Annotated in this window: 11 protein-coding genes; 10 read left to right on the top strand and 1 reads right to left on the bottom strand. The window is 36.0% G+C overall.

The window, feature by feature from the left end:
• Positions 1 to 135 precede the first annotated feature (135 nt).
• Entirely contained in the window at positions 136 to 1,845 is a 1,710-nt protein-coding gene (locus tag JM172_RS12200) for an Rqc2 family fibronectin-binding protein (RefSeq protein WP_214482629.1), read from the bottom strand.
• A 178-nt stretch (positions 1,846 to 2,023) separates the two neighbouring features.
• On the opposite strand from JM172_RS12200, the gene JM172_RS12205 reads away from it, so the two are divergent.
• From JM172_RS12205 to rlmN, 10 genes are all read left to right on the top strand, one after another.
• Positions 2,024 to 4,696, top strand: coding sequence for a calcium-translocating P-type ATPase, SERCA-type (locus JM172_RS12205; RefSeq protein WP_214482630.1), 2,673 nt, complete (start codon positions 2,024 to 2,026; stop codon positions 4,694 to 4,696).
• Positions 4,697 to 4,852: 156 nt separating this feature from the next.
• Positions 4,853 to 5,728, top strand: coding sequence for a YicC/YloC family endoribonuclease (locus JM172_RS12210; protein ID WP_214482631.1), 876 nt, complete (start codon positions 4,853 to 4,855; stop codon positions 5,726 to 5,728).
• Between the two features lie 65 nt (positions 5,729 to 5,793).
• Positions 5,794 to 6,057 carry an extracellular matrix/biofilm regulator RemA gene (gene remA, locus JM172_RS12215; protein ID WP_214482632.1) on the top strand — a complete coding sequence of 88 codons (264 nt, stop codon included), beginning with the start codon at positions 5,794 to 5,796 and terminating at the stop codon, positions 6,055 to 6,057.
• Positions 6,058 to 6,072: 15 nt separating this feature from the next.
• On the top strand, positions 6,073 to 6,687 hold the full coding sequence (gene gmk / locus JM172_RS12220; RefSeq protein WP_214482633.1) for a guanylate kinase: 615 nt from the start codon (positions 6,073 to 6,075) through the stop codon (positions 6,685 to 6,687).
• A 4-nt stretch (positions 6,688 to 6,691) separates the two neighbouring features.
• A complete protein-coding gene (gene rpoZ / locus JM172_RS12225) occupies positions 6,692 to 6,886 on the top strand; it encodes a DNA-directed RNA polymerase subunit omega (protein ID WP_214482777.1) in 195 nt (64 codons plus the stop codon).
• Between the two features lie 438 nt (positions 6,887 to 7,324).
• Positions 7,325 to 8,530: a bifunctional phosphopantothenoylcysteine decarboxylase/phosphopantothenate--cysteine ligase CoaBC gene (gene coaBC, locus JM172_RS12230; RefSeq protein ID WP_214482634.1), complete on the top strand. Its 1,206-nt coding sequence runs from the start codon at positions 7,325 to 7,327 to the stop codon at positions 8,528 to 8,530.
• Entirely contained in the window at positions 8,527 to 10,938 is a 2,412-nt protein-coding gene (gene priA, locus JM172_RS12235; RefSeq protein WP_214482635.1) for a primosomal protein N', read from the top strand. Before coaBC ends, priA begins: the two co-directional genes overlap by 4 nt.
• Positions 10,939 to 11,058: 120 nt before the next feature.
• Positions 11,059 to 12,018: a methionyl-tRNA formyltransferase gene (gene fmt, locus JM172_RS12240; protein ID WP_214482778.1), complete on the top strand. Its 960-nt coding sequence runs from the start codon at positions 11,059 to 11,061 to the stop codon at positions 12,016 to 12,018.
• On the top strand, positions 12,005 to 13,348 hold the full coding sequence (gene rsmB, locus JM172_RS12245; RefSeq protein ID WP_214482636.1) for a 16S rRNA (cytosine(967)-C(5))-methyltransferase RsmB: 1,344 nt from the start codon (positions 12,005 to 12,007) through the stop codon (positions 13,346 to 13,348). Before fmt ends, rsmB begins: the two co-directional genes overlap by 14 nt.
• 5 nt (positions 13,349 to 13,353) lie before the next feature.
• The gene (gene rlmN / locus JM172_RS12250; protein ID WP_214482637.1) at positions 13,354 to 14,451 is read left to right on the top strand and encodes a dual-specificity RNA methyltransferase RlmN; all 1,098 of its coding nucleotides are present in this window, start codon (positions 13,354 to 13,356) and stop codon (positions 14,449 to 14,451) included.
• The last annotated feature ends 4 nt before the right edge of the window (positions 14,452 to 14,455 follow it).

Genomic DNA, 14,455 nt, shown 5'->3' on the forward strand with positions numbered 1-14,455 from the left:
CTGTCTTAGGAAGGGTAATGGCATACCCTAATCTCGAGGTCATACTCCGATAGCAGAAATGCACTTCGGTTTAATCACTCGAGAATCCCACTGGAGCCGTAAGACTATCAGCTTGCTCCTTTAGGGGTGGGAGTGTCAAACCCTCATTGTTATTAATAGATCTTCATCTGGTGTGACAAAGACCGTTTGCTGGTTGTCATAAATAACATAGCCTGGTTTTGATCCATTTGGTTTTTTCACGTTTCGAATTTTTGTGTAATCAACAGGTACAGAACTTGAATGCTTTGCTTTACTAAAATATGCTGCGAGATTAGCTGCTTCTAAAATTGTTTGATCGGAAGGTTGGTCATGTCGTATAACAACATGTGAACCTGGTATATCTTTTGTGTGTAGCCATACTTCTTCCTTTCTTGCGACTTTACTCGTTAAATAATCATTCTGCTTATTGTTTTTCCCCACAAGTATTTCTGTCCCGTCACTTGCTTTATAACGTTCAATTTGGGGCTTGGCTAGTTTATTTTTCTTTTGGCCCTTGTGCTTTTTAGATCTAATATATCTTCCTTCAACAAGCTCTTCACGGATTTCTTCGATATCGCTAGCAGTTGCAGATTGAATTTGTTGCTTAAGTGAATCGAAATATATCACTTCTTCCTCAGCATGGCTAATTTGTTCATGAATGAAGGCTATGGATTTTTTTGCTTTTTGATACTTAGTGTAGTAGCTTTGGGCATTATCTGCAGGTGTTTTTCTTGGATCTAAAGGTATTGTTATAGTAGTTCCGTTTTCGTCATAATAGTTCACTACATCAACTTCACTATCACCTTGGTTAACCATAAATATATTCGCTGTCAACAACTCACCGAGTAGTTTATATTGATCAGCATTTTTGGCTTTATTTAATGAGTTAGTTAATTTTTTTATCTTTTTTTCGTTTTTCTTTTTTTCATTTTCAATAAAACGCTCTAGGTCTACAGCTCTTTGCTTGACCCTCTCTCGGTCGGCCTTGCCATAGTAGTATCGATCGAGCAATGTACTGAGTGATGAATATGTTTTAGCCTCTCCCTTTATATGGTCTAAGGGGAATAAATAAAAACTTTCTTTCAAGTCATCCCTTGTTATTTGAGGGCAAATATCCATATTTTTCACTTTTAATATGAGAGTCATAAACGCTTTAGGTAATGAATTTCTGTTTGCAATTCCAGCATGTAACATCACTTCTTTAGCGAACATGGGAGAAACCCCAGCAAACGTATTAACTAGTTGTTGATCAAGCTTACCAGCGTTAAAATCGAGTTTTTTCAATATACGATCTTCAGTTACTGAAAAAGGGTTTTCCTTATCTTGTGACGGTGGTGCCACATACTCAAATCCAGGTAAGATTGTTCTGTGACGATTTAAGGCTGGTGTTATATGCTTAATGGAATCAAGAATCACCTGCTCATCTTTATCAACAAGAATAATGTTACTATGCCTTCCCATCAATTCAATAATTAATTGTTTATGAGAAACATCACCTATTTCATTCTTCCCTTTTAATTCAATAATCATAATTCTATCAAGCCCAACCTGCCGAATGCTTTGGATTATACTACCTTCTATATGCTTTCTTAGCAACATACAAAACATCGGTGGCTCAGGTGGGTTGTTGTATTGCTCTTCTGTCAAATGTATTCTCGCGTATGTGGGATGGGCAGAAATCAGTAACTTATGATTTTTTCCTTGCGAACGAATTTGTAGTATTAATTCATTTTGAAAAGGTTGATAAATACGGCTAATACGGCCATTTAATAATAATTGTTGTAATTCGTTAGTTATCGCATATGTAAACAGACCATCAAAGGACATTGTCATTCACCCAATTCTATTTCTAATTTTGTTTTAATTTCTTAGCTATGAAAACAAACCCTGTCCATCATTTGAATACTCATTAACATGAAAAGTATAGCATTTTTTTGGACAAGTGCGAATAAGCTGTCCTTAGAGATAATTGAAATAACCGTATAGTATAAGGGGTGAAGGTTGGATGAACTGGCATGAAATGCGCTTAGAAGAAGTGGAAAAAGTGATGAATTCCAACTCTGAAACAGGCTTAACTGAGCAAGAAGTAAATCAACGGCAACAAAAAAGTGGTTTGAATGAATTGGATGAAGCCGAGCGACCTTCTGCTTTTTTATTGTTTTTAGCACAATTTAAAGATTTTATGGTTTTAATACTTTTGATTGCTACTTTTATCTCTGGATTGTTAGGTGAGTATATTGATGCCATTGCAATCATTGCTATTGTCTTAATTAATGGTTTTCTTGGTTATTATCAAGAAAGAAGAGCAGAGAGGTCAATGGAGGCACTGAAGGAGTTAGCAGCCCCACAAGTACATGTGTTAAGAAATAAACAATGGTGTCGAATTCCATCTAAGGAACTTGTGTCAGGGGATATAATCCAATTTGTTAGCGGAGATCGGATTGGTGCCGATGTGAGGTTATTACAATCAAACAGTCTTGAGATAGAGGAATCTGCTCTAACTGGAGAATCTGTACCAGTTATGAAGGATATAAATCCAATTTTAGGTTCAAAAACTGCACTAGGTGACAAAAGCAACATGGCATTTATGGGAACGATGGTAACAAGGGGGAGTGGAACTGGCATTGTAATTGGTACTGGAATGAAAACAGAAATGGGGAATATTGCCAATTTACTCCAGTCGCAACAAACGCTTGAAACACCATTGCAACGCCGCCTTGAACAATTAGGAAAAATCTTAATTGGTGTTGCATTAATATTAACTTTTCTTGTTGTAATTGTTGGTGTGCTTCAAGGGCACGATCTATACAGTATGTTTTTGGCTGGAGTATCCTTAGCTGTAGCTGCTATTCCAGAAGGACTACCTGCAATCGTAACTGTAGCATTATCTCTTGGGGTTCAACGGATGATAAAGCAGAAATCAATTGTACGTAAACTACCTGCAATTGAAACTTTAGGGTGTGCATCAGTCATTTGCTCAGACAAAACTGGAACGTTAACACAAAATAAAATGACAGTTACACATTTGTGGACAGGTGGGGAAACCTGGAATGTAACAGGGACTGGATATGAGCCTAAAGGCAGTTTTTTTGATGGGAATACAGAGGTAGACCCAACAACCAGCAAATCATTTTATCAACTACTTACGTTCGGATTATTATGTAATCATGCTCAAATTAATGAGAAGGATAATCAATTTATTGTTGATGGTGATCCAACTGAAGGTGCTTTAGCTGTAGCTGCGATGAAAGGGAAGCTTTCAAAGCACCAACTACAAGAAGAGTTTAAGATAATTAAAGAGTTCCCATTTGATTCTTCTCGGAAAATGATGTCTATTATTGCTAGTGATAAACAGGGAAAACAATATGTAATCACAAAAGGTGCTCCTGACGTCCTGTTAAAACAATGTGATTCAATTTTGTGGAATGATAAAAAACAGCTACTAAATAACAATTATCGTAATGAAGTGGAAAAGTCGATAGCGCGTTTAGCCAATCAAGCTTTAAGAACAATTGCGATAGCTTACAAACCAATCCCTTCAAATAACAAAATAAGTATGGAGACTGAAGCGGAAAAAGACTTAGTTTTCATAGGGTTACAAGGAATGATTGATCCACCTCGTCCGGAAGTGAAGCAGGCTGTGAAGGAATGTCATGAAGCAGGGATAAAAACAATTATGATTACAGGGGATCATGTAAATACTGCACAAGCGATCGCAAAACAGATAAATATTTTACCTGAGCATGGTTTAGTCCTCGATGGCTCATCATTATCATCTATGAGCGTTGAGGAATTAGAAGAAATTGTTGATGATGTCTATGTTTTTGCTCGTGTATCTCCTGAGCATAAGCTGAAGATAGTCAAAGCGTTACAACAACAAGGTCACATTGTAGCTATGACCGGTGATGGAGTAAATGATGCACCAGCAATTAAAGCGGCCGATATTGGAATATCGATGGGTATTACCGGCACAGATGTAGCTAAAGAATCCTCCTCTTTAGTTCTCGTTGATGATAACTTTGCAACGATTAAAGCTGCGATAAAAGAAGGAAGAAATATTTATGAGAACATTAGGAAGTTTATACGTTATCTACTTGCTTCCAATGTAGGGGAAATTTTAGTTATGCTTTTTGCTATGATTTTAGCCCTTCCGCTACCGTTAGTTCCGATACAAATTTTATGGGTTAATTTAGTAACGGACGGCTTACCAGCTATGGCGCTCGGATTAGATCAGCCTGAAGAAAATGTGATGAAAAGGAGACCTAGAAGTGCTACTGAAGGTGTCTTTGCAAGAGGTTTAGCATGGAAGGTGATTAGTAGAGGCTTTTTAATTGGGATAGTTACTTTAATAGCATTTATCATCACATATTCCCGTAATCCAAATGAATTACAATATGCACAATCAATTGCTTTTGCAACGTTAGTCATGGCTCAATTAATTCATGTATTTGATTGTCGTTCTGAACGATCAATATTTGAACGGAAGCCATTTGAAAACATTTATCTAGTGTTTGCAGTACTATCTTCAATTTTACTATTAATGGTTGTTATCTATTTACCATCTCTACAAGTCATTTTTCACACTTCCTCAATCATGTTAATCGATTGGTTGCTAATTTTAGGATTATCTGCAATTCCAACTTTTTTGCTTGCTACTACACATTTTTCAAGAAAATAATTTAATTATATGATATAATACAATTGGTAATGGAGTGTACTCTATTACCTTTTTATCTTAATGCGTGAATCTATATGTGTAAAATAGTGGAATAGAGGCTAGCTCTACCATTAAACTTTGCTTAGACAAGTTCTCTTGAAATGGGTGTGTGTTTATATGGTATACAGTATGACTGGCTTTGGAAGAGCGACAGTTGAGTTGGAGCATTATTCTGTAACTGTTGAAATGAAATCAGTAAATCATCGGTTTAGTGATGTTAGCATTAAAGGGCCAAAATACATATATGCATTAGAAAAAAAAATTAAAAAATTAATTTCTACATATGTAAAACGTGGTCGTGTAGAAGTATTTATTACTATAGAAGGTGATGAATTAGTAGAGCGGTCGCTTCAAGTTGACTGGCATTTACTAGATCAATATTACGAAACGATTAAAACTGCAATAGATAAATATAAGCTTCCAGAGCAAATAACGATAAAGCAATTGTTTTCATTACATGATGTCGTCATGATTAAAGAAAAAGACGGTGGAAATGAACAAATTGAGAACACAGTACTTGAAGCGATTGAGGATGCTGTAGTACAGTTGAAAAGAACACGTTATTCCGAAGGACAGCAACTGCTAATTGATATATCAACTCAATTAGAAAATATGCAAAATAGCGTGAATGTCGTTTCAAAAAGATCAGAAATTGTGTATGATTTATACCGAGAAAAAATAACGAAACGTATTTCTGAATTTTTATCAGGTACAGTCGATGAACAGCGACTACTAACTGAAGGTGCTATTTTCGCCGATAAAGCGGATATTAATGAAGAATTAACACGAATTAATAGCCATATTAGCCATTTTTTCGACACGATGCAACGTAAGCAAGAAATTGGCAGGAAACTAGATTTTTTCGTGCAAGAATTAAATCGTGAGATAAATACAATTGGCTCAAAAGCAAATGACGTATTAATTGCTCAGCATGTTGTTGAAATGAAAAGCTTTCTGGAAAAAATAAAGGAGCAAGTACAAAACATTGAATAAGTTTCAGTGGTTACAGCAGAGCTATGACGGCTAAACTAATTAAGTAACATATAGGAGGAACCGTTATGTATATAAAATTAATTAATATAGGTTTCGGTAACATCGTTTCAGCAAATCGTATCATTTCTATTGTCAGCCCTGAATCTGCTCCTATAAAAAGGATTATTCAAGAAGCTCGTGATCGTGGAAAGCTTATTGATGCAACTTACGGTAGAAGAACGAGAGCTGTCCTTGTGATGGATAGTGAACATGTTATTCTTTCTGCGGTGCAGCCTGAGACAGTGGCACAACGTTTAATAAACAAGGATGATTTATCTGATGAAGGGTAGGTTCAAAAATAAGTTATGAAAGAAAGAGGTTTATTAATAGTACTTTCGGGACCTTCTGGTGTTGGAAAAGGTACAGTACGTAAGGCATTATTTTCACAATCTGATATAAAGTTACATTATTCAATTTCAATGACTACCCGTAAGCCGCGTGAAGGGGAAGTCGATGGGGTGGATTACTTTTTTAAATCAAGAGAAGAGTTTGAATCGTTAATAGCACAATCTAAACTGCTCGAATGGGCAGAGTTTGTAGGGAATTACTATGGAACTCCTGTAGATTATGTTGAAAAGACTCTTCAAGAAGGTAAGGATGTCTTTTTAGAAATTGAAGTTCAAGGTGCTATGCAGGTTCGTAAAGCATTTCCTGAGGGCTTGTTTATTTTCCTTATGCCTCCGAGTTTAACTGAATTAGAAAATAGAATTACTACTCGAGGTACTGAATCAAATGAGGTAATTAATAATCGAATGAACGCTGCTAGGCAAGAAATTGAAATGATGAACGCTTACGACTACGTTGTAGAAAACGATGAGGTTGAACTAGCGTGTGAACGCATAAAAGCAATCGTTACGGCAGAACATTGTCGCAGAGATAGAATTGCTAACCGATATAGAAAAATGCTGGAGGTTGAATAAAAAAATGTTATATCCATCTATTGATTCTTTAATGGGGAAGTTACATTCAAAATATACCCTTGTAACTGTTGCGTCAAAGAGGGCTCGTGATATGCAAGAAAATAATAATGCAATGCTTGAAAAGACGGTATCAGAGAAATATGTAGGTAAGGCGTTAGAAGAAATAAATGAAGGTATTCTAACATATAAGAATAAATAAGAAATTTCAAATAGATCAATGACAACCTATATTCTTAGGTTGTTTTTTTATCAACAATAGTTTTTCATCATTTTTTCTTTTTATCTTAGCTTTTTTCGCTTTAAGAGCTTAACATGAATATGGCTAACGATCGTGGCATCTTTTCTTCAGTACAACGATGACTCATAAAACCACTTTTAGAATGCCAATTTGGTAATATTAGTACAAAGTATATGAAAAGAGCCTTTTTAAATGGCTTTTTTCAACATTGATTGTTTTTCGTATTAAGAGCTTAACACTTATATAGATAGCATTCGTGGCATCTTTTCTTCAATACAACGATGACCTACACGTAAAACCACTTTTTAGAATGCCAATTTGGTAATATTAGTACAAAGTACAAGAAAAGAGCCTTTTTAAATACAGAAATAGTAATTTCATTCCAAGGTGGCGAGAATTATGTTGTTAAATAAAAATATATTGTTATGTGTGAGTGGAGGCATTGCTGTGTATAAAGCAGCGGCTTTAGCCAGTAAGCTGACTCAAGCTGAGGCAAATGTAAAAGTTATAATGACAGAATCTGCTTGTGAATTTGTAACACCACTGACATTTCAGGCACTTACTAGAAATGATGTATATATTGACACTTTTGATGAAAAAAACCCGTCTAAGATTGCTCATATTGATGTAGCTGATTGGGCTGACATCGTCTTAATTGCTCCCGCTACGGCAAATGTTATCGGCAAACTTGCAAATGGGATAGCTGATGATATGTTAACTACTACGTTATTAGCAACCACTGCGCCAGTGTGGGTTGCTCCAGCTATGAATGTCCATATGTATGATCATCCAGCTGTAACACAAAATATTAGCAAGTTAGCAAGCTTTGGATATGAATTTATTGAGCCTAGTGAAGGATATTTAGCGTGTGGATACGTTGGAAAAGGAAGGTTAGAAGAACCGGAAAATATCGTTAAACTATTAACTGAACATTTTTCTAACAGTAAAAAGCCTTTAAAAGGGAAAAAAATGATTGTGACTGCTGGACCAACACGGGAAAGAATTGACCCGGTACGTTATTTCACAAATTACTCTTCTGGGAAAATGGGTTATGCAATTGCTGAAGAAGCAGCTCGTTTAGGTGCAGACGTCGTTTTAATATCTGGACCTACAAACATTGATCCACCGTTAAATGTTGAAACCATAAAAGTAGAATCTGCTCAAGATATGTTGAATGAGATACTGAAATTATATGATCAAAGTGATATTGTCGTTAAATGTGCAGCAGTAGCAGATTATCGTCCAAAGAATGAGCGGAAGCAGAAAATAAAAAAACAACCTGTTGATTACATTGTTGAAATGGAACGTACAACAGATATCTTAAAAACATTAGGTGAAAGAAAAGAGCATCAATTACTAATTGGCTTTGCAGCTGAAACCGATCGTGTTGAAGAGTATGCCCTAGCCAAGATGAAGAAAAAGAATCTAGATATGATCGTAGCGAATAAGGTTGATGATCACGGTGCTGGTTTTGGTGTAGATACGAATATCGTCACAATTTATAAACAAGATCATACGAAAATAGCGCTCCCTTTATTAACTAAAAAAGAGGTTGCTGAATCTTTATTATTAGAAATAAGAAACATGGTTGATGTTCATCTATGAAAATAGCAAGCGTAATTGTTGATGTTCCAGCACATCAAACTGACAAAACATTTGATTATGAAATCCCTGCTAAATGGACTGTGATTATTCAAGCAGGGATGAGAGTGATTGTTCCGTTCGGCTCAAGAAAGGTACAAGGTTTTGTAGTAGAAATAAAAAACCACTCAGACTTTGATAAATTAAAGCCTATTCAAACAATATTAGACGTTACGCCAGTGTTGAATAATGAGTTACTTAATTTGGGGTCTTGGTTATCGAATTATGCACTTTGTTATACTATTTCAGCTTATCAAGCAATGCTCCCAGCAGCGTTGAGGGCAAAATATGACAAAGAAATAAAGTTGAGCTCGTCAGCAAGCTTAAAGGACTTACCAAACCAATTACAACAATTGTTTAGCAGCAAACAGACAGTGCTATGGAAAGAACTTGAACAATCAGATATGTTGTATGATATTCAAAATGAAGTGCGGCAAGGTAATTTAGAAGTGATTTATCAAGTCAAAGATCGTGCCAAAATGAAAAAAAACAAAGTAATTAACTTGGGAATCTCTATTGATGAAATTGATCACATTGTAGAGAGTTTACCAAAGCAAGCTGGTAAGCAAAAGGAAATACTCAGCTATTTTCGTGAACATTCTTCTGAGATCTCCAAAAAGGAGCTAGCTCAAATGTTTGGGAACACTTCTGCTATTAAATCATTATTGGATAAAAGCTTCCTAATCGAGCGTGAAAAAGAAGTGTATCGAAATCCGTTTGAAGGTCGCGTATTTGAGAGAACTCATCCATTACCATTAACAAATGAACAACAGGAAGTCATTTCACCAATATTAAGTGATATTGAAAAAGAAATTCATAGTGTTTTTTTAATGTACGGTGTAACGGGTAGTGGAAAAACTGAAGTATATTTGCAATCAATTGATGCAGTTCTTAAAAAAGGGAAAGAAGCAATCGTATTAGTTCCTGAAATATCATTAACCCCTCAAATGGTAAAAAGGTTTAAAGGAAGATTTGGATCAAAAGTTGCTGTTATGCACAGTGGTTTAAGCACAGGGGAAAAATACGATGAATGGAGAAAAATACAAAGGAATGAAGTGAGCGTTGTAGTTGGAGCAAGGTCTGCGATCTTTGCACCATTTGATAATGTAGGAATTATCATTATTGATGAGGAACATGAAACGAGTTATAAACAAGAGGAAAACCCTAGGTATCATGCTCGAGATGTTGCAATTTATCGAGGTGAGTATCATAATTGTCCAGTTGTGCTTGGCAGTGCAACGCCGACGTTAGAATCATTCGCTAGAGCCAAAAAAGATGTGTATAAACTATTAACACTGTCTAAACGTATGAACGACCAACCATTGCCAACAGTAGATATCGTTGACATGCGAGAAGAGCTTAGGAGTGGGAATAGATCAATGTTCTCTACCCTATTATTTGAGAGATTAATGAATCGGATTGAAAAGGGAGAACAAGCTGTGTTACTGCTGAACAAACGTGGCTATTCTTCTTTTGTCATGTGCCGTGATTGTGGTTTTGTCGTCCAATGTCCACATTGTGATATATCTCTCACGTACCATAGAACTGAACATCAGCTGAAATGTCATTATTGTGGATACGAACAACAAGCTGTTAATGAATGTCCCGAATGTCAAAGTGATCATATACGTTTTTTTGGAACGGGTACACAAAAAGTCGAGGAAGAATTAACTAAAGTAATTCCGAATGCACGAGTAATTAGAATGGATGTTGATACAACGAGTCGTAAGGGTGCGCACGAGCGTTTATTAAATGACTTTGGTGAAGGGAAAGCAGATATTTTGTTAGGTACACAAATGATAGCTAAAGGGCTTGATTTCCCAAATGTTACATTGGTTGGTGTACTAACAGCAGATACAATACTTCATATTCCAGATTTTCGTTCATCTGAAAAGACTTTCCAATTATTAACCCAAGTGAGTGGTCGAGCAGGTCGACATGAATTACCAGGTGAAGTCGTTATTCAAACATACACACCTGAGCATTATAGTATTCAATTAGCAAGTGAACATAATTATGATATTTTTTATCAAAAGGAAATGGTTCTTAGAAAGCTTCATCAATACCCACCATTCTATTATCTTGCATTAATTACAGTTTCACATGCACAATTATTAAAAGTCGTAGATATAACTGAAAAAATTACTGCATATTTAAGACAACAATTAAGTGACCGAACAATCATATATGGTCCTGTAGCATCACCGGTGGCGCGAGTAAATAATAGATATCGATACCAATGCATGGTAAAATACAAAAATGAACCCAAACTAAGATTAGCTTTAAAGAAAATAATAGATAAATACCAAGCAGAGATGCTTAGAAATAACTTATCTGTTGCTATTGATTTAAATCCACACATACTCATGTGATTAAATACAGAAGAAATTTAAAGTTAACGTATGGACTAGTAAAGTAAGAACGTATAATGAATGGTAATAGGTCATGAAATGGTTACGGACTTATTCATTCTATAGAAGGGCAGGATGAGCATGACAAGAGTAGTATTTATGGGAACTCCAGATTTTTCTGTTCCCGTATTGCAACAATTAATTAATGATGGATACGACGTAATAGCAGTTGTAACACAACCAGATCGTCCGAAAGGAAGAAAGAGAGTTTTGACCCCACCCCCTGTGAAGGTGGAAGCTGAAAAGCATGGCATACCCATTTTACAACCAGAAAGGCTTAGTTTAAAAGATGAGTATGATAAGGTGCTCAGTTTACAACCAGATTTAATTGTGACGGCAGCTTTCGGTCAACTTTTACCGATAGAAATACTAGAAACTCCTAAGTTTGGCTGTATTAATGTTCATGCTTCACTACTTCCTGAACTTAGGGGTGGTGCACCAATCCATTATGCTATTATGGAAGGGAAAAAGAAGTCTGGGATTACGATCATGTATATGGAAAAGAAGCTTGATGCTGGAGACATTATTACTCAAGTAGAGGTTCCAATAGCAGAAACTGATCATGTGGGTACATTACATGATAAGTTAAGTGTTGCTGGTGCTAAGCTATTATCAGAAACAGTTCCTTTGTTACTAAACAATGAGATTAAAGCAACAAAACAACATGAAGACGAAGTTACTTTTGCTTATAATATTAAGCGTGAACAAGAAAAAATAGATTGGTCTAGACCTGGAGATGCAATTTATAATCAGATTCGTGGCCTTCACCCATGGCCTGTAGCATATACAATGCTAGATGGACAGGTAATGAAAGTTTGGTGGGGAGAAAAGTTGAGTACACATAATGATCACGTAGCTGGAACAATCACCTCTATTGAACAGGATGGTTTTATCGTATCCACTGGCGATGATACTAGTATAAAAATTACTGAGCTACAGCCAGCAGGCAAGAAGCGCATGACTGCTGAAGAATATTTACGTGGCATGGGTTCTTCATTGCAAGTTGGTGTACAATTAGGAGAAGGACATGAAAAAAAGTAATGTAAGAAATGTTGCACTTGATATACTACTTTCTATAGAAAAAAATCAATCGTATAGCAATATTTTATTAAATCGTATGATAGAAAAAAATCACCTAAATAGCAAAGATATCGGTCTTCTTACAGAAATAGTTTACGGGACGATTCAACGAAAAATGACGCTGGATTATTTTTTACGTCCGTTTACACAATCTAAACGTAAGATAGAAAAGTGGGTATACATCCTTTTAAGAATGTCTGCTTATCAAATGGTATACCTTGACCGTGTCCCTGACCGCGCGATCATTTTTGAAGCAGTAGAAATTGCCAAGCAACGGGGGCATAAAGGTATTTCTTCAATGGTAAACGGGGTTTTAAGAGCATTTCAACGGGAAGGAGCTCCTTCCTTCGCAGAAATTACGGATCCTTATGAGCGTCTAGCTATTGAAACGAGTCACCCTAAATGGCTCATCAAACGCTGGGTTGACCAATTAGGTTATGAAGCTACTAAACAAATGTGTGAAGTAAATTTGATGCCTCCAGTTCAAACTGTTAGAGTGAATACGAATAAGTTGACGAAAGACGAGCTGTTAGCCCATCTAAATAATGAAGGATATGATGTTGTACAAGGTGATCTGTCAGACGATGCAATAAAAAGTATGAAAGGAAATCTTGCGAAAACAACAGCCTTCCAAGAAGGTTTGTTCACCGTCCAAGATGAAAGCTCTATGCTTGTAGCTAAATCTTTAAATGTAAAGGAGCAGAACACTATTCTTGATGCGTGTAGTGCGCCAGGGGGGAAGGCTACACATATAGCGGAACTATTAAAAAATACAGGACGAGTTGTGTCCATTGATCTTCATAAACATAAGGTGAAGCTTGTTCAAGAGCAGATAGATAGGTTAGAGCTGTCAAATGTTGAAACAAATGTGCTTGATAGCAGAGAAGTTCAGCAATATTATGCGCAAGAAAGCTTTGATAGAATTCTTGTTGATGCACCTTGTTCGGGGCTAGGAGTTGTTAGAAGAAAACCGGACATCAAGTATGCCAAGACAGAGGAAGATGTATTGAAGTTAGCGGAAATCCAAATGAGTATTTTAAAAGCTGTAGCACCTTTATTAAAAAAAGATGGGATATTGGTATATAGTACATGTACAATAGATAAAGCTGAAAATAGCGATGTCATCAATAAGTTCTTACTAGAACATGAAGATTATGAACAGGATTTAACAATTAATGAGAGGCTCCCAGAAAATGTACGTCCATATGTTCAAAATGGACAGCTTCAGCTTTTGCCTCATTATTTTAAAACAGATGGTTTTTATATAGCATGTTTAAGAAAGCGGGTGTAATGTAAATGGAAGATACAACAAAAACAGAACAAAAGAACAATACAACTAATGATGTGATTAAACCTTCTATTTACTCGTTGAAATTAGAAGAATTACAAAGCTGGCTCAAGTCGAATGGTGAAAAGTCTTATAGAGCTAAACAGGTTTTTGAATGGCTTTATATAAAAAGGGTTGATTCATTCGATGATATGACCAACTTATCAAAAAGTTTGAGAGAATTATTGGTGCAACATTTTTCGATCACTACTCTAAAAACGATTATTCAACAAACATCATCGGATGGAACGATGAAGTTTTTATTCGAATTGTATGATGGTTACTCAATAGAAACCGTGTTAATGACGCATAATTATGGAAATTCTGTTTGTGTAACTACACAGGTTGGATGTCGAATAGGTTGCACATTTTGTGCATCAACTTTAGGTGGTCTAAAACGAAATCTTACTGCCGGCGAAATCGTTGCACAAGTTGTAACAGTTCAAAAGGCGTTAGATGAATTAAATGAACGTGTCAGTCATGTTGTGATAATGGGTATTGGTGAACCATTTGATAATTATGATCAAATGCTATCCTTTCTAAAAATTATCAATGATGATGCAGGTTTAAACATAGGTGCGAGACACATTACGGTTTCAACGAGTGGTATTATTCCTAAAATTTATCAATTTGCAGATGAGAACATGCAAATTAATTTTGCTATATCACTACATGCACCAAATTCAGATATAAGAAGTAATTTAATGCCTATTAATAGGGCTTATAAATTGCCAGAATTAATGGATGCGGTACGTTATTATATTGACAAAACGGGAAGGCGCGTATCATTTGAATATGGTTTGTTTGGTGGGGTCAATGATCAAGTTGAACACGCAGAAGAGTTGGCCAAGCTGATAAAAGGAATTAACTGTCATGTGAACTTAATTCCAGTTAACTATGTGCCAGAACGCGATTATGTACGCACACCGAAAAACCAAATATTTGCTTTTGAGAAAACGTTGAAGAAACGTGGAATCAATGTAACGATCAGACGTGAACATGGACATGATATCGATGCAGCCTGTGGTCAATTACGTGCAAAGGAACGTAAAGAGGAGACGAGGTGAACGT

Source organism: Bacillus sp. SM2101, assembly GCF_018588585.1.
In the GTDB taxonomy this organism is placed as follows: Bacteria; Bacillota; Bacilli; order Bacillales; family SM2101; genus Nanhaiella; species Nanhaiella sioensis.